13 protein-coding genes are annotated in these 15,978 nt (G+C 44.4%); 6 read left to right on the top strand and 7 right to left on the bottom strand.

Translation table 11 applies throughout. The annotated features are described in order from the left end of the window. The first annotated feature begins 73 nt into the window (after positions 1–73). Entirely contained in the window at positions 74–2,041 is a 1,968-nt protein-coding gene (locus tag DW251_RS03705; RefSeq protein WP_118300266.1) for a DEAD/DEAH box helicase, read from the top strand. A 57-nt stretch (positions 2,042–2,098) separates the two neighbouring features. Next, a complete protein-coding gene (gene uraA, locus DW251_RS03710; RefSeq protein ID WP_021870326.1) occupies positions 2,099–3,355 on the top strand; it encodes a uracil permease in 1,257 nt (418 codons plus the stop codon). Between the two features lie 87 nt (positions 3,356–3,442). Here uraA and DW251_RS03715 read toward each other — a convergent pair whose 3' ends face one another. From DW251_RS03715 to DW251_RS03745, 7 genes are all read right to left on the bottom strand, one after another. Further along, positions 3,443–3,676 (bottom strand): FeoA domain-containing protein, encoded by a 234-nt coding sequence (locus DW251_RS03715; protein WP_021870325.1) that lies wholly within the window; start codon positions 3,674–3,676, stop codon positions 3,443–3,445. Positions 3,677–3,743: 67 nt separating this feature from the next. After that, on the bottom strand, positions 3,744–4,508 hold the full coding sequence (sfsA, locus tag DW251_RS03720; protein ID WP_021870324.1) for a DNA/RNA nuclease SfsA: 765 nt from the start codon (positions 4,506–4,508) through the stop codon (positions 3,744–3,746). 167 nt (positions 4,509–4,675) lie between these two features. Next, positions 4,676–5,278: a cytidylate kinase-like family protein gene (locus DW251_RS03725; RefSeq protein ID WP_118300267.1), complete on the bottom strand. Its 603-nt coding sequence runs from the start codon at positions 5,276–5,278 to the stop codon at positions 4,676–4,678. A 14-nt stretch (positions 5,279–5,292) separates the two neighbouring features. Further along, a complete protein-coding gene (locus tag DW251_RS03730; protein WP_021870322.1) occupies positions 5,293–5,955 on the bottom strand; it encodes an amino acid ABC transporter permease in 663 nt (220 codons plus the stop codon). Then, a complete protein-coding gene (locus tag DW251_RS03735) occupies positions 5,949–6,677 on the bottom strand; it encodes an amino acid ABC transporter permease (RefSeq protein WP_021870321.1) in 729 nt (242 codons plus the stop codon). Before DW251_RS03735 ends, DW251_RS03730 begins: the two co-directional genes overlap by 7 nt. Before the next feature lie 67 nt (positions 6,678–6,744). Then, positions 6,745–7,641: a transporter substrate-binding domain-containing protein gene (locus tag DW251_RS03740; RefSeq protein WP_118300268.1), complete on the bottom strand. Its 897-nt coding sequence runs from the start codon at positions 7,639–7,641 to the stop codon at positions 6,745–6,747. A gap of 92 nt (positions 7,642–7,733) precedes the next feature. Continuing rightward, positions 7,734–8,456 carry an amino acid ABC transporter ATP-binding protein gene (locus tag DW251_RS03745; RefSeq protein ID WP_182433573.1) on the bottom strand — a complete coding sequence of 241 codons (723 nt, stop codon included), beginning with the start codon at positions 8,454–8,456 and terminating at the stop codon, positions 7,734–7,736. 354 nt (positions 8,457–8,810) lie between these two features. Here DW251_RS03745 and thrC point away from each other — a divergent pair, with 354 nt between their 5' ends. From thrC to DW251_RS03765, 4 genes are all read left to right on the top strand, one after another. Beyond that, positions 8,811–10,307: a threonine synthase gene (gene thrC / locus DW251_RS03750; RefSeq protein WP_118300269.1), complete on the top strand. Its 1,497-nt coding sequence runs from the start codon at positions 8,811–8,813 to the stop codon at positions 10,305–10,307. 143 nt (positions 10,308–10,450) lie between these two features. Further along, on the top strand, positions 10,451–11,314 hold the full coding sequence (gene fba, locus DW251_RS03755) for a class II fructose-1,6-bisphosphate aldolase (RefSeq protein WP_118300270.1): 864 nt from the start codon (positions 10,451–10,453) through the stop codon (positions 11,312–11,314). Between the two features lie 278 nt (positions 11,315–11,592). Continuing rightward, a complete protein-coding gene (locus tag DW251_RS03760) occupies positions 11,593–13,707 on the top strand; it encodes a glutamine synthetase III (RefSeq protein WP_021870316.1) in 2,115 nt (704 codons plus the stop codon). A 275-nt stretch (positions 13,708–13,982) separates the two neighbouring features. Then, positions 13,983–15,866: a phosphotransferase gene (locus DW251_RS03765; protein WP_118300271.1), complete on the top strand. Its 1,884-nt coding sequence runs from the start codon at positions 13,983–13,985 to the stop codon at positions 15,864–15,866. Positions 15,867–15,978: the final 112 nt, after the last annotated feature.

The raw sequence follows: 15,978 nt of genomic DNA on the forward strand, positions 1-15,978 counted from the left end.
CCCCTTGTGGCGGATATAAGAAAACGGACATGTCACCTGAGGGTGATATCGCCATGAATAAAAGAGGACATCCATGGAAATAAAAGAAGAATGTCTGGCCTATCTGGGGCAGTATTATAAAGAGCTGTTTTTTGGAACAGCCAATAAACGATACCGCTCCATGACAGGCGCGGACTTAAAACACCGCTTAAATCGTTTAAGCCAGGAGACTTTAAACGGGGTGGAAAAGCCAAATGAATTAAACGATATCCATGCCATGTTTGCAAAAGTGTGTGCCTATCTCATGCACAAGGAAGAACGTTTAAAACCGGGCCCGGCCCTGGACCAGTTAAAAGAAAACTGGAAAAAAATGGAAGATTTCTGCGGGATGCTGGCAGCAAAAGATATGGAATACCTGCCGGAGCTGACAGAAGAAGAGCTGGAGCATGTATTAAAAATGCAGGGCATCCGCCGCTACCTTCTTACCAACTCCTTAGAGCGGGCTTATCAGCTGTTTTATCTTCCAAAGACTATTAAAAAGGGAATACGGGAGTCTGTAAAACGCCGCCCGGAGGATGAATATCCGGAGACCAGGGCCATGAAGCGCCGCTTTATCCTTCATATCGGACCAACAAACAGCGGAAAGACCCACGATGCATTAGAAAGGTTAAAAACAGCTTCCCACGGCGCCTATTTTGGTCCCTTAAGACTTCTGGCACTGGAAGTTTATGACCGGCTAAACGGTGAAAACATTCCCTGTTCCATGATAACCGGGGAAGAAACACTGGAAGTGGCCGGTGCCTGCTGTCAGGCATGTACTGTGGAAATGTTAAATGAACACGAATATTTCGACGTAGCTGTAGTGGACGAGTGCCAGATGGTAGCGGATCCCTACAGAGGCCACAACTGGACCAGGGCAGTCTTGGGACTTCGTGCAGAGGAGATCCATCTGTGTATGGCTCCGGAGGCGGAAGATATTATCGTGCAGATGATCAAACGGTGTGGGGATACCTTTAAGATCGTCCGTCATAAGCGAAATACAAGGCTTACCTTAGAAGAAAAGCCGTATTCCCTGAAAAAAGATTTGAAAAAAGGCGATGCTCTTATCGTATTTTCAAAGAAATCAGTACTGGCGCTGGCGGCCCACCTGGAAAACCAGGGAGTCCATTGTAGCGTTATCTATGGAAGTCTGCCTCCTGCCACCAGAAGAGAGCAGGTGCGCCGCTTCCTGGAAAAAGAGACAGAAGTGGTAGTCAGTACCGACGCCATTGGAATGGGCTTAAACCTGCCCATCCGCCGTATTGTTTTCATTGAGACCCGGAAATTTGACGGAGTAGGCCGCAGAAGCCTTCTGCCAGAGGAGATCAAGCAGATCGCAGGTCGGGCCGGGCGTTTTGGTCTCTATGACGAAGGTTTTGTGGCCGTGCTGGACGATCTGGAATTAATAAAAGACGGACTGGAACGGCGTCCGATCCCCATTATGAAAGCCTACATCGGCTTCCCGGAACAGCTGTTAAAGCTGCCGGCTGAGATCGACACACTGGTAAAAATATGGGCCAGTATGGAAACACCTTCTATTTATGAAAAAATGGAAGTAGACGAGCTGCTTGCGCTGTATGTAAGCTTTGAGCATGTACAGCGGGATCATATGGACGAATTTTCCAAAGAAGAGATCTATAAGCTGATCACCTGCTCTGTGGACATTGACAATAAGCTGGTCATGGATCTGTGGAAAGATTACTGCCGGGACTACCGGGATGTGGAAGAACTGCAGTTTCCATACAGTCCGGGACCGGATCTGTATGATCTGGAAAGCTATTATAAAATGCTGGATCTGTATTTCCAGTTTTCCAGAAAAGTGGGACTGCCTGTTCAGGAAGAAAATCTGGTGGAAGAGCGCAGGAACACAGAAGAAGAGATCAGCCGTATTTTAAAGACAGAATGTGCCAGCTACACCCGAAAATGCACAATCTGTGGAAGAGAACTTTCCTGGGATTATCCGTTTTCCATCTGCGAACGCTGCTTTGAACGTGGAAAAAGAGTACATCCCAGAAGAAGATAATATTAATGTACTCCTGGGATTTTTCCGGGGGCAAATAACACATCAAAGGAGAAGAGAATGGAAAAGAGAATTATTCAGGTAGAAGAAAAAGTTCCTGTAAAATTGCTGATACCCTTAAGTATCCAGCACATGTTTGCCATGTTCGGCGCGTCCGTTCTGGTGCCTTTCCTTTTTGGCATCAGCCCTGCGATCGTACTGTTCATGAATGGTATCGGAACCCTTTTATTTATCGCGATCACAAAGGGAAAAGCACCGGCTTACTTAGGTTCCAGTTTTGCTTTCCTGGCACCTGCATCTATTGTGATCCAGAATTTTGGCTATGAATACGCTTTAGGCGGTTTCGTGGCAGTTGGTTTCTGCGGCTGTATTTTAGCACTTATTATCTATAAGTTTGGTACAGACTGGATCAACATCGTACTTCCGCCTGCAGCCATGGGCCCGGTAGTAGCTCTGATCGGTCTGGAATTATCCGCCAATGCAGCTTCCAACGCAGGTCTGCTGGATGAGAACATTGATCCAAGAAAGATCATTGTATTTATGGTAACTTTAGGCGTAGCTGTATTCGGTTCCATCCTGTTCCGCAAATTCCTGGCAGTTATCCCAATCTTGATCGCAGTTCTGGCAGGCTATGCAGCAGCCATCATCTGCGGAATTGTTGATTTTGAGGAAGTAGCCGCAGCTAAGATCATCGCTATGCCTCATTTTTCCTCACCGAAATTTGATGCTCAGGCGATCATGATCATCCTTCCTGTTATCCTGGTCATCATTTCCGAGCATATCGGACATCAGGTAGTTACCAGTAAGATCGTAGGAAGAGATCTGTTAAAAGATCCGGGACTTCACAGATCCTTATTTGCAGATAACTTCTCTACCATGCTTTCCGGTATGATCGGCTCCGTACCGACTACTACTTATGGCGAGAATATCGGTGTAATGGCAGTAACCGGTGTATACAGTGTCCGTGTGATTGCAGGCGCAGCCATTCTTTCTATCATATGTTCCTTCGTAGGAAAGCTGTCCGCCCTCATCAGCACCATCCCGGGTCCTGTGATCGGCGGTATCTCCTTCCTGCTCTACGGCATGATCGGAACCTCCGGCCTGCGCATCCTGGTAGACTCCAAAGTAGACTACTCCAAAAACCGCAACCAGATGCTCACCAGCGTTATCTTCGTAACTGGTCTTTCCGGCGCAGCACTGCGTATTGGTAATATCGAACTTACCGGAATGGTACTTGCCTGCGTAGTAGGTATGGCAATGAGCCTTGTATTCTATGTATTAGACAGATTGAAACTGACCAATGATCAGGCGGAGTAAAATGTTTTTGGCCTTGCGGCATTGCTATCTGACAACATTACGAACCGGATAAAAAATAGGCGATTGTGGTTTCACAGTCGTCTATTTTCATAGCATCCGCCGTACAAGTATTTCTTTTGTATATTCCTCCCGTATAGCCACCACCCGCCTGCGTATTCTGTATATACACAGCTGCCGGGCCGGATTTTTTAACAGACAGGTCAGGACCTCTCCGTACAGAAATCCGCTTCGGCCAAGCATTTCTCTTACATCTGCCTCTGAGATGATCCATACTACCTCAGCCATTTCACCTTCGACCAGGCCGGATAAAGGTTCTACCACAGTTTCACGTCCAATATTCCCACTCTTTTAAATATATGCGTGTTATGGTTGGCTATATGATGCTGGATTACAATTCACAATGTGTTCTTGTATCATTATCATACAGTAATCCAACTTCCACTTTTTCATCCATATCCATAGAATTTTCCGTCACAATACAATCATATGCTAAAATATGTACCCCGGCTGCAGCTGCTGCCCGCAGGGCATCCCCGAAAGCCTTATGTGTCTCATCATTAGGATAAAATTTCCGGATCCCTTTCATCTGGATCACAAGGAGAAGAAAGGTCTCAAAGCCATCCTTTTTTGCCTGTATCAGCCCGTTTAAATGTTTCACGCCCCGGATCGTAGGTGCATCCGGAAAGAATACATTTCCCTCTTTTTCCAGAGTTACTCCCTTTACTTCCATAAAAGCAGGAACTGTTTTACCAGTTACCTCATCCTTTAATTCAAAAGCCAGGTCAAACCGGGACTCACCATGAGTGACTTCCCTTCGTATATTCGTTGGAATTCCAACATTTTCTAAAGAAAGCCCTTTTGCCTCCTTCTCACGTATCCACTCTAAAGCAGCCTGATTAGGCGCCTGGGAGTCCATATTGATCAGCAGATTCCCTTTATAAACAGCAATCAGGTCATATTCCGTTTTCCGCTTCATTTCCTTTGCCTTGGGATGAAATTCCAGAACCACGGTACATCCAGGTACTAAAAGCTCCTGGCAGCGGCCGGTATTTTTTACATGGCAGGTCTTAACATCCCCCTTTACCTCCACATAGGCGATAAAGCGGTTAGGACGTTTTAAAAAGGTTCCGGTTACTATATTATCGTATGTCATATCTATACCTCGCAAGCATTTGCATTTATGGTGCTGTCATCATTCATTTGCCATGGAGTATAACACAAAAGAAAACACAAAAAAAGCTTTTGCAAAAAAGGCATTCCTCATTTTACAAAAGCTTTTATAAATTGTATCATTATTGCAGCTTTGGTGTGCCATATCTTTCAGACCAGATCTTTAAACTTCCTTTTTATCAGTTCTGCGATCATATCGGCAGTTCCTTCGATCCCCAATAAAGAAGAATCGATCATAAGGTGTTTATGCAGGGGATCATAAGGTGTATATCCCGCATACTTTTTGTGATAAGCCAGCCGGGCTTTATCTACTTTCATGATCATCCGTTTGGCTTCATCTTCACTCATTTCCAGACTGTGGATACAGTTTTCCAGCCTTGCTTTATAAGGCGCGTAGATAAAAATGTTCACTACATTTTCCTCATTCTGAAGGAGAAAATCAGAGCAGCGGCCAACAATGATACAACTGGACTTTCTTGCCAGATCCAGGATAATATCCTTCTGGACATCAAAGATCATATCCTGTATGTATTCCTTGTCTGTACCAAGGGGAAACATGTGGGAAAAGAAATGATTGTGGGAGCTTTCTTCCGCATCACTGATCTGGGATACCGGGAGGTTTAACTGTTTTGCCACTTCATCTACAATATCCCTGTCATAATATTCAATTCCCAGTTTCTGGGAAAGGGCATGGGCGATGGGACGGCCCAGACTTCCAAATTCCCTTGTAATGGTAATGGTGTATTTACTCATAGCATCTGGCCTCCTTAAGCCGTAACGATGGTTTTCTGGTAACTGCGTACAATACAGCTAAGTGCAAAGCAGATCACAAAGTAGCAGAGAGCTTCAAAACCGATCAGCATGATCATTCCATGTACGTCATAGATACTGCCCATAACAACCGCACAGTTGCGCATGAACTCTGCCACATCTACCATTTTCAGGAAAGAAGTATCTTTGATCACTGTGATCACCTGGCTTAAAAGAGCCGGGATGATCTTGCGGTAAGTCTGAGGCAGAATGATATACCACAATGTCTGGATAAAGCTAAAGCCCTGTGACTGGGCTGCTTCAAACTGACCTTTGGAAATGGAGTTTAAACCGCCGCGGACAATTTCAGCCATAACAGCAGAAGTAAATAAGGAGATGGCAAAAACAGAAACAGCGATCTTATTTCCCTTTACTGTAAAATAGATCCATAAGATCCACAGCAGGTTTGGGGTGCATCGGAAAAATTCCGTATATACGGCTACCAGGCTGGCAGCCCATTTAAAACGGCCGGAAGCATAGGTGCGGATCAAAGCCAGGATCGTTCCGAAAAACATACTGATCAGTATGGCTAATACAGCAATGACAATGGTCATTCCCAGTCCCTTTAACATAAAACCTGTATTGGCAGGTGTAAAAATCTGGTGAAATAATGTCAGCATGTGCCTTCCTCCTCAAACAGTATTTTTTTAGGCGCCGGCATACGCATGGAACGGATCTCCAGATATCTGGCAAGTCGTGCCAGCGGAAAACAGATGATAAAATATAAAAGCGCGCTGGTAAAATAAGCCTGTGCGAAGAAGTTTCGTTCAGAACCCCATGAATCGGTAAAATACATCAGATCCATACCTGCCACCATAGCAAGAATAGAGGTGTTTTTCACCAGGTTTAACGCCTGGTTGGCCAGAGGCGGCATGATGATCCGGATCGTCTGGGGGAGTATGATATAATACATGGTTTCCAGATAAGAGAAGCCCTGGGAGGCAGCCGCTTCTGACTGCCCCCTGGGAATGGCTTCAATACCGGTACGTATTACTTCTGATATGTAAGCTCCGTGATAAACACCTACACCGATCACACCAAGAACAAATTTAGGAATACGGAAACCGGAGTTGGAAAAAAGTAAAGGTAATACAGAGTAGTAAAACAGTACCTGAAGAGCCAGAGGCGTATTCTGGATAAATTCAACATAGATACGTGACAGGATCTTTGCAGGCTTAAATTTCATTGTGGAAAAGGTTCCAAAGATCACTCCCAGAATAAGAGCGGTCAGAAGACCTGCTGCGGAAATCTTCAGGGTCATTATAAAACCGGGTACATAATAGTCTGGAACGGCTTTCCACAAAGCGGCCCAGCGTTTTCCATCAAAAAGACCTTTTATCATATCTGTCATCCTCTGCTTTTCTGACTTATATTTAATGTACCGGAGTACATTTTATGCAAAGCGCATTTTACTGCAGTCCCCACTGATCCTGAAGGGCTTTCATAGATCCATCAGAAAGCATGGAGGTTACTTTCTTATCAACCAGGTCTGCAAGTCCTGTATTTTCCTTTGCGGAAGCAACGCCATATTCCTGCTCACAGAAACGGTCTGGAAGAATGTGGTTAGAATCATTTACATAACCGGAAAGGATCGCACGGTCTACAGAGAAGCAGTCGATCTGCTTGGTTGCAAGAGCCTGTGCTAAAGCAGGATAGCCGTCAAATTCCTGGAACTGAGGTTTTACATCCAGTCCCTGTTCTTCTATATAAGAGTTAAAACCGTCCTTTGTGGTAGAAGACTGTGCAACACCGATAATCTTTCCATTCAGGTCTTCAATAGACTCAATGCCGGAATCATTATTAACTAAAAGTCCTACAGCATCTGTGTAGTAAGGTGTGGAGAAGTTGTAGGTCTCTTTTCTTTCCTCTGTAATCGTAAAGGTTGCGATAACCAGGTCGATCTCACCGTTTTCCAGAAGAGGTCCTCTGGTCTTTGCTGTAACACCCTGGAATTCTACCAGCTTCTTTTCTTTTGCCTCATCAGCGGAGCATCCAAAGATATCACCGGCGATTTCATATGCCAGATCATCTTCAAAACCTTCATATTCACCGGTTGCAGTATTCTGGAGAGAAAAATTAGGAACATCGGATTTGCAGCCTACCTTTAATACGCCGCGGTCGATGATCTTTTGTACATCAGCATCAGAAGAACCTGCTGCTTCGGATGCGGCTTCGGAGGCAGCTGCAGAAGTATCTGCGTTTGTTTCTGTCGGTGCAGCAGTAGTTGCTGTAGAACCGGATCCGCATGCAGTTAAAGAAGCTGCCATTACAGTTGCCATTGCCATAGATAATACTCTTTTTTTCATAATCAGTGTCCTCCTCTTATCTACAATAAATTACTACTATATTTAATCCTTCTCAGAGAGAAGAAATAAACAGTTAATATAATAACAAATAACTAATGTAGTATCTTACTTAAAAATGCTTTTGTACGGTCATGCTCCGGTGCTGTAAAGAAATGCTCCGGAGTTCCCTCTTCTATAATATAGCCGCCGTCCATAAATATTACCCGGTCAGCCACCTGCCTTGCAAAGCCCATTTCATGGGTCACACAGATCATGGTGATATTTTCGTGTGCAAGCTCGATCATAACATTTAAAACTTCCTGGACCATTTCCGGGTCCAGTGCTGAGGTAGGTTCATCAAAAAGGATCAGAGGCTGGTTGGTACATAAGGCTCTTGCAATGGCCACACGCTGCTGCTGTCCGCCGGAAAGCTGGGCAGGATAATTTCCGGCTTTTGCTTTTAAACCAACTCTGTCCAGACATTTTAAAGCAGTTTCACGGGCTTTGTCCTTAGGCACATGCTGAAGTTTTACAGGAGCCAGTGTCAGGTTTTCCAGAACGGTCAGGTGTGGATACAGGTTGAACTGCTGGAATACCATGGAAGAATATTTTTTTGCCATTTCCAGGCGGTTCTTTTTTGTTACAGGCGTTCCTGCAATGGAAATAGTGCCGGATGTAGGCTCTTCCAGGTGATTGATGCAGCGGATAAAGGTGGACTTACCGGAACCGGAGGGCCCGATGATGACCAGCTTTTCTCCTTCAGCTACCGTCAGGTTAATATCCTTTAAAACCTCCAGATCACCGAAATTCTTTTTAAGATGTTCTACTTTTACCATATCAGCCATATTTCTCACCGTCTGCCATCCTGTGTGCCGGAACGTGCAGCCTTTCTTAAAAATAAAATCTTGAAAATAAAAGCCAGGAATAAGAAAAAGGCCACAGCGCAGAGAGAGCAATTGTCTTTCAGCACCGTCGCCTTTTTTTCTTAAGTGTCAGTTCAAATTTTATGTTTTGCATTATAAGCAGGTAAAAATCAAATGTCAAGTACAAAAAACTTTTTTTATATTGCGGCACGCATTGAAATATGTTACACTTTTTCCAAACTAAATACCAGAATAAATAATAACTGTGCAATGTTTATTTTGTTATTAAAAAATTTATCAAAGTAAAGTAAGAGAGGGAGAAAGATCATGGCATTATCCTACGAAAGTACCAGAGGCGGACAGAAAGGCGTTACAGCATCACAGGCCATTTTAAAGGGTCTGGCAGAAGACGGCGGTCTTTTCATGCCTACAGAGATCCCAAAGCTGGACAAGACCTTAGAGCAGCTTGCGGGAATGACCTATCAGGAAACAGCCTATGAAGTGATGAAGCTTTTTCTGACAGACTATACAGAGGAAGAATTAAAGTCCTGTATCGCAAATGCATACGATGACAAGTTTGACACAGAGGAGATCGCACCTTTAGCAAAAGCAGACGGCGCTTATTTCCTGGAGCTTTATCATGGAAGCACCATTGCTTTCAAGGACATGGCTCTTTCCATCCTTCCTCATCTTATGACTACAGCTGCAAAGAAGAACCATGCAGACAAGGAGATCGTGATCTTAACTGCTACCTCCGGCGATACCGGAAAAGCAGCTATGGCAGGTTTTGCTGATGTTCCTGGAACACGCATTATCGTATTTTATCCAAAGGGCGGTGTCAGCAAGGTCCAGGAGCTGCAGATGCGCACCCAGAAAGGTGACAATACCAGCGTAGTTGCTATCCACGGAAACTTTGATGATGCGCAGACCGGCGTAAAGAAGCTGTTCGGTAACAAAGAACTTGAAAAGGAAATGGCAGAGGCTGGCTTCCAGTTCTCTTCCGCAAACTCTATTAACATCGGACGTCTGGTTCCACAGGTAGTTTATTATGTATACGCATACGCAAAACTTCTGGAAAATGAGCAGATCGAAAATGGCGAGGAGATCAACGTTGTAGTTCCAACCGGAAACTTTGGAAACATCCTTGCAGCCTACTTTGCAAAGCATATGGGTGTGCCGATCAAGACCCTGATCTGCGCTTCCAATGACAACAAAGTCCTTTATGACTTCTTTACAACAGGAACCTATGACAGAAAGAGAGAATTTATCTTAACTAATTCCCCTTCCATGGATATTCTGATCTCCAGCAACTTAGAGCGACTGATCTATTTAAGCACAGGCTGCGATGCAGCAGCAGATGCAGCTTTAATGAAAGATCTTTCTGAAAAGGGAAGCTATACAGTAACTGAGAGCATGCGCCAGTTCATGTCCGATTTCAGAGGCGGTTTTGCTACAGAGGCACAGAATGAGGCAACTATCAGCAAGATCTTTGAAGATACAGGATACCTGATCGATACCCATACAGGTGTTGCAGCTACCGTTTACAATGCATATAAGGCAGAAACAGGGGATCAGACCAAGACTGTGATCGCATCTACCGCAAGCCCATACAAGTTCTCCCACAGCGTTTTAGAGGCCATTAAAGGTAAGTCTGCAGTAGAAGGAAAGGATGAATTCGCAGTAGTAGATGAGCTGTCTGAAGTATCCGGCACACCGGTTCCAAAGGCAGTAGAAGAACTGCGTAGCGCAGTGATCCGCCACAATACAGAATGCGATGTGGATAAAATGGGTGAAACTGTAAAGAATATCCTTGGAATCGCTTAAAACAGCTTCCATTTTAGGACAAGATAGAGTATAATGAATTAGTACGTTAAGAATATAACAAAGTTATATATTTAACAAAGACAGGTGTCCGGAAAATCCGGGACACAGTGCAAAAATTGCAGTATGTTCAAGGAGGAATAAAAATGTTAGTATCAGCAAAAGAAATGCTTGAAAAAGCCAGAGCAGGCAAATACGCAGTAGGACAGTTTAATATCAACAACCTTGAGTGGACCAAATCCATCCTTTTAACAGCACAGGAATTAAATTCCCCTGTTATCCTGGGTGTATCTGAGGGCGCAGGAAAATACATGACCGGTTTCAAGACCGTAGCAGCTATGGTATCCGCTATGATCGATGAACTGAATATCACCGTTCCTGTTGCACTGCATCTGGATCATGGTACTTATGAGGGCTGCTATAAGTGTATCAAAGCAGGATTTTCCTCCATTATGTTTGACGGTTCCCATTATCCGATCGAAGAAAACATCGAAAAGACCAAGGAACTGGTAAAGATCGCACATGCTATGGGTCTGTCCTTAGAGGCTGAGGTTGGCTCCATTGGCGGCGAAGAAGACGGCGTAGTAGGTATGGGTGAGTGCGCAGATCCTAAGGAGTGCAAGGCAATCGCAGACCTGGGTATCGATTTCCTGGCAGCAGGTATCGGCAACATCCATGGAAAATATCCGGCTAACTGGCAGGGATTAAACTTTGAAGTTCTGGAAAATGTTAAGAAAGAAGTTGGCGATATGCCATTAGTTCTTCACGGCGGTACCGGAATCCCGGCTGACATGATCAAAAAAGCTATCAGCCTTGGCGTTGCTAAGATCAATGTAAATACTGAGTGCCAGCTGTCCTTTGCAGCAGCAACCAGAGAGTACATCGAAGCAGGAAAAGACTTACAGGGCAAGGGCTTTGACCCAAGAAAACTGTTAGCACCAGGCGCAGAAGCTATCAAGGCTACTGTAAAAGAAAAAATGGAACTGTTTGGCTCCGTTGGCAAAGCCTGAAAATAAAACAGGTATCACAAAATAAGTTAGTACAATACAAAATCTTTTTTTAAAAAACCACTTGCAATTTTAAAAGAAATGGTTTATTTTAAGAAAGAACGAAGGCGTTCTCTATATCAGGAGAGCGCCTTTTTTACTACCTGATGCTTTAAACTTAAAAAAATTAGGTTTTCAGGTAAAGATAGTAAGGGATGTGCTGCAAATAGCTGAAGAAAAGCATCTCGAATGAGGATTTATGGAAATCATAAAAAAATGATGCAAGAGAGGATGGAGAATCTATGAGCGAAGTAGTAAGTGTTTCAGAGATGTTTGGCAAGGACGTATTTAATGACGCAGTCATGAAAGACCGCCTGCCAAAGAGTGTGTACAAAAAACTGAAAAAGACCATCGAAGATGGCGCTGAGTTGGATCCAAGTATTGCAGACGTTGTGGCACATGCCATGAAGGATTGGGCCATTGAACATGGTGCAACCCATTTTACCCACTGGTTCCAGCCATTGACCGGAGTAACTGCTGAGAAACATGACTCCTTTATTTCAGCACCGGTAGACGGAAAAGTGATCATGGAATTCTCCGGAAAGGAACTGATCAAGGGCGAGCCTGATGCATCTTCCTTCCCATCCGGTGGTTTAAGAGCAACTTTCGAGGCAAGAGGTTATACAGTATGGGATTGTACTTCCCCAGCCTTCTTAAAAGAAGATGCTATCGGTGTTACCCTTTGCATTCCTACTTCTTTCTGCTCCTATAAGGGCGAGGCACTGGATAAGAAGACACCACTTCTTCGTTCTATGCAGGCAGTAAACGAGCAGGCACTGCGTATCCTTCGTCTTTTCGGAAATACCACTGCAAAGCGCGTAGTTCCTTCTGTAGGACCTGAGCAGGAGTATTTCATTGTAGACCGCGCAAAATATTTACAGCGTAAAGACCTGATCTACACCGGCCGTACTCTTTTCGGGGCAATGCCTCCAAAGGGACAGGAAATGGATGACCATTACTTCGGTGTTATCCGTGAGCGTATCGGTTCCTACATGAACGACTTAAATAAGGAACTTTGGAAATTAGGTGTTCCTGCAAAAACACAGCATAACGAAGTAGCTCCTGCACAGCATGAGCTGGCACCGATCTATGAAGGTGTAAATCAGTCTGTAGACCATAACCAGATCGTTATGGAGACCATGAAGAAAGTGGCAGAGCGCCACGGGTTGGCATGCCTTCTTCACGAGAAGCCATTTGCAGGTGTCAATGGTTCCGGTAAACATAACAACTGGTCCCTGACAGCAGATGACGGTACCAACCTGATGAACCCGGGAGATACACCTCATGAGAACATCCAGTTCCTGTTAGTTCTGGCATGCATCATCAAGGCAGTAGATATCCACGCAGACCTGTTAAGAGAATCTGCTTCCAATGTAGGAAATGATCACAGACTGGGAGCAAACGAGGCACCGCCAGCAATCATCTCCATCTTCTTAGGCGAGCAGCTGGAAGATGTTATCGATCAGCTTTGTGATACTGGTGAGGCAACTCACTCCAAGCAGGGCGGAACCTTAAAAACAGGTGTTGATATCCTTCCTGACTTTGATAAAGACGCAACCGACAGAAACAGAACCTCCCCATTTGCATTTACAGGAAACAAGTTCGAGTTCCGTATGGTAGGTTCTTCCGACTCTATTGCATCTGCAAATACAGTATTAAATACCATTATCGCTGAAGCCTTCAAGGAAGCAGCTGACAAGCTGGAGAAGGCAGATAACTTTGATATGGCTGTACATGACATGATCAAGGAAACCCTGGCAGCTCACAAGAGAGTTGTATTCAATGGAAATGGTTATTCCGATGAGTGGGTAGCAGAAGCTGAGAGAAGAGGACTTCCAAACATCAAGTCTATGGTAGATGCTATTCCGGCACTGATCACAGACAAGGCTGTAAAGCTGTTTGAAGAATTCGGCGTATTTACAAAGACCGAGCTGGAGTCCAGAGTAGAAGTTGAGTATGAAGGCTATGCAAAGGCTATCAATATCGAAGCAAAGACCATGATCGATATGGCTGGAAAGCAGATCATCCCGGCTGTTATCAAATACACAACTGCTCTTGCAGCTTCCATCTCCGCAGTAAAGAGTGCTTGCCCTGAAGCAGATGTAAGCACCCAGACAGAGCTTCTGTTAGAAACCTCTGATCTTCTGGCAGAAACCAAACTGGCTCTTGCAAAACTGACCGAAATTACTGAAAAGAGCGCAGCAATGGATGGCGGCAAGGACCAGGCAGTTGCTTACCATGAGGAAGTCGTTCCTGCAATGGCAGCATTAAGAACCCCGGTAGACAAACTGGAAATGCTGGTAGACAAAGACTTATGGCCAATGCCGAGCTACGGCGATCTGATCTTTGAGGTTTAATAAATCTTATAAAATAGAAGGTTCCGCCTGCGTCAGCAGGCAGATAAGCGCGAGAGTGCGGTGAACCTGAGTATTGGACGCAATTACATAAATAAAATGCCCTTCTGGTGATATATAACGTATCCCGGAAGGGTGTTTTTTTCGCGGTATGAGTGGCATTGTTTAACTTGCATTTTAAACCCAGTGTGCTATAATGTTCATATATTTTTGAAAAATAATAAAAATGAACATAAATATAAACATAAGCATAAGCAGGAAAAGGAGTTAAAGATCATATGAACCGACAGGCGCTGGTATGCAGAAATATACTGGAAAAACCGGATATTACACAGCGGGAAATGGCGAAAAACATGGACATATCCCTGGGTACAGTCAATGGGCTGGTGAAGGAATGTCTGGCAGAGGGATATATTGCAGAGGAAGAAAATGGGAAAGAAAAATATCTCATCCTTCTGGAAAAGGGAAAAGAACTGTTAAAGCCTTATAAAGTAGATGGGGCGCTGATCATTGCAGCCGGTTTCGGTTCCCGTTTTGTGCCTCTTACCTTCGAGACTCCAAAGGGTCTTTTAGAGGTCTTTGGAGAGCGCATGATCGAGCGTCAGATCAAACAGCTCCATGAAGTGGGGATCCACGACATTACCATTGCAGTAGGCTATTTAAAAGAAAAATTTGAATACCTGATCGATAAATACGATGTGAAATTATTATACAATCCGGAATACTCCTGCAAAAACACGCTGGCTACTGTATACAGAGCCAGAAAGTTCTTAAAAGGCCGGAACGTATACATTCTTTCATCAGATAACTGGATGCGGGAAAATATGTACCATTCCTATGAGTGCGGTGCCTGGTACAGCGCAGCCCACGAAGAAGGAGAGACCAAGGAATGGTGCCTTACCTTTAATAAAAAGGGCCGTATCAGCGATGTAAATGTAGGCGGAAAAGATGCGTGGTTTATGTACGGTCCCGTATATCTTTCCAGGGAGTTTTCCGCTAAATTCCTTCCTGTATTAGAGGCTTATTATCAGATCCCCGGAACAGAGCAGTTTTACTGGGAGCAGCCTTATGTGGACATGTTAAAGGGAGAGGCAAAACGCCGTCTGGAAAAAGAGGACAAGGAGCTGTTGAAACAGACAGAAGAAGCCTGCGGCATACCTGCGTCCAAATGGAACGAGATCGAGATGAATATCAACCGCCAGCCGGATAACCAGGTATACGAATTTGAAAATCTGGAAGAGCTGCGCCTCTTTGATACCCATTATCAGAACCACTCCGATAATGCGGCCATGGAGCTGGTAGCAGAGGTATTCCATGTGCCGGAGTTTCAGATCACAGACATCAAATGCTTAAAATCCGGCATGACCAATAAATCCTTCCTGTTCCGCACCGGAGATCATCACTGTATCTGCCGTATCCCCGGACCTGGCACAGAGCTTCTTATTAACAGAGAGCAGGAAAAAGAAGTTTATGATGCCGTCCGTCCTCTGGGCATTACAGAACATGTGTTGTATCTGAACCCGAAGACCGGTTATAAGATCTCTGAATACTATGAAAATACCCACAATGCCAGCGCAGACAACTGGGACGATATGAAGACCTGTATGGATATGGTGCGAAAGCTTCATGAAGCAGGTTTAAAAGTAGGCCACAGCTTTAATATCAGGGAGCGGATCAGCTTTTACGAGAAACTTTGCCTGGAACATGGCGGCATTCCTTTTGAAGACTACAGTCAGGTTCGTGAATGGGTAAATCAGTTGTTAGATGCCTTAGATAAAATGGATCTTCCACAATGTTTATGCCATATTGACGCAAATGTGGATAACTTTTTAATTTTCCCGGATCACAGTGCAAAACTTCTTGACTGGGAGTACGCAGGCATGTGCGACCCGTTAATGGACGTATCCATGTGTGCGATTTATTCCTATTATGAGGAAGAGCAGACCGAAAAATTACTGGAACTGTATTTACAGCGCAGACCAGATGACAAAGAGCGGTTCATCACCTATGCAGACGCAGCCTTAGGGGGCTTCCTCTGGTGCCTGTGGGCTGTATACAAGGCAAGTCTGGGAGATGAGTTTGGAGAGTACACCATTATTATGTACCGGTATGCGAAGCGGTACTATAAGAAGCTGATGAAGGAGTTACCACAGTTCTTTTAGAAACGCCCCATGATATGGGAACATACACAAATGCATTTCAAAACAGGTTTCAGAAAATTGTAATAAAAATGTTAATCATGGAAAGTTCATTTGTGCTATACTTAATTAAAAG

The sequence above is a fragment of the Clostridium sp. AM22-11AC genome (assembly GCF_003473545.1).
GTDB lineage: Bacteria > Bacillota > Clostridia > Lachnospirales > Lachnospiraceae > Enterocloster.

What these genes read in the sequence shown, in the direction of transcription:
- DW251_RS03705 (WP_118300266.1), top strand. Translation starts at nt 74, where the DNA reads ATGGAAATAAAAGAAGAATGTCTGGCCTATCTGGGGCAGTATTATAAA.
- uraA (WP_021870326.1), top strand. Translation starts at nt 2,099, where the DNA reads ATGGAAAAGAGAATTATTCAGGTAGAAGAAAAAGTTCCTGTAAAATTG.
- sfsA (WP_021870324.1), bottom strand. Translation starts at nt 4,508, where the DNA reads ATGACATACGATAATATAGTAACCGGAACCTTTTTAAAACGTCCTAAC.
- DW251_RS03725 (WP_118300267.1), bottom strand. Translation starts at nt 5,278, where the DNA reads ATGAGTAAATACACCATTACCATTACAAGGGAATTTGGAAGTCTGGGC.
- DW251_RS03730 (WP_021870322.1), bottom strand. Translation starts at nt 5,955, where the DNA reads ATGCTGACATTATTTCACCAGATTTTTACACCTGCCAATACAGGTTTT.
- DW251_RS03735 (WP_021870321.1), bottom strand. Translation starts at nt 6,677, where the DNA reads ATGATAAAAGGTCTTTTTGATGGAAAACGCTGGGCCGCTTTGTGGAAA.
- DW251_RS03740 (WP_118300268.1), bottom strand. Translation starts at nt 7,641, where the DNA reads ATGAAAAAAAGAGTATTATCTATGGCAATGGCAACTGTAATGGCAGCT.
- DW251_RS03745 (WP_182433573.1), bottom strand. Translation starts at nt 8,456, where the DNA reads ATGGTAAAAGTAGAACATCTTAAAAAGAATTTCGGTGATCTGGAGGTT.
- thrC (WP_118300269.1), top strand. Translation starts at nt 8,811, where the DNA reads ATGGCATTATCCTACGAAAGTACCAGAGGCGGACAGAAAGGCGTTACA.
- fba (WP_118300270.1), top strand. Translation starts at nt 10,451, where the DNA reads ATGTTAGTATCAGCAAAAGAAATGCTTGAAAAAGCCAGAGCAGGCAAA.
- DW251_RS03760 (WP_021870316.1), top strand. Translation starts at nt 11,593, where the DNA reads ATGAGCGAAGTAGTAAGTGTTTCAGAGATGTTTGGCAAGGACGTATTT.
- DW251_RS03765 (WP_118300271.1), top strand. Translation starts at nt 13,983, where the DNA reads ATGAACCGACAGGCGCTGGTATGCAGAAATATACTGGAAAAACCGGAT.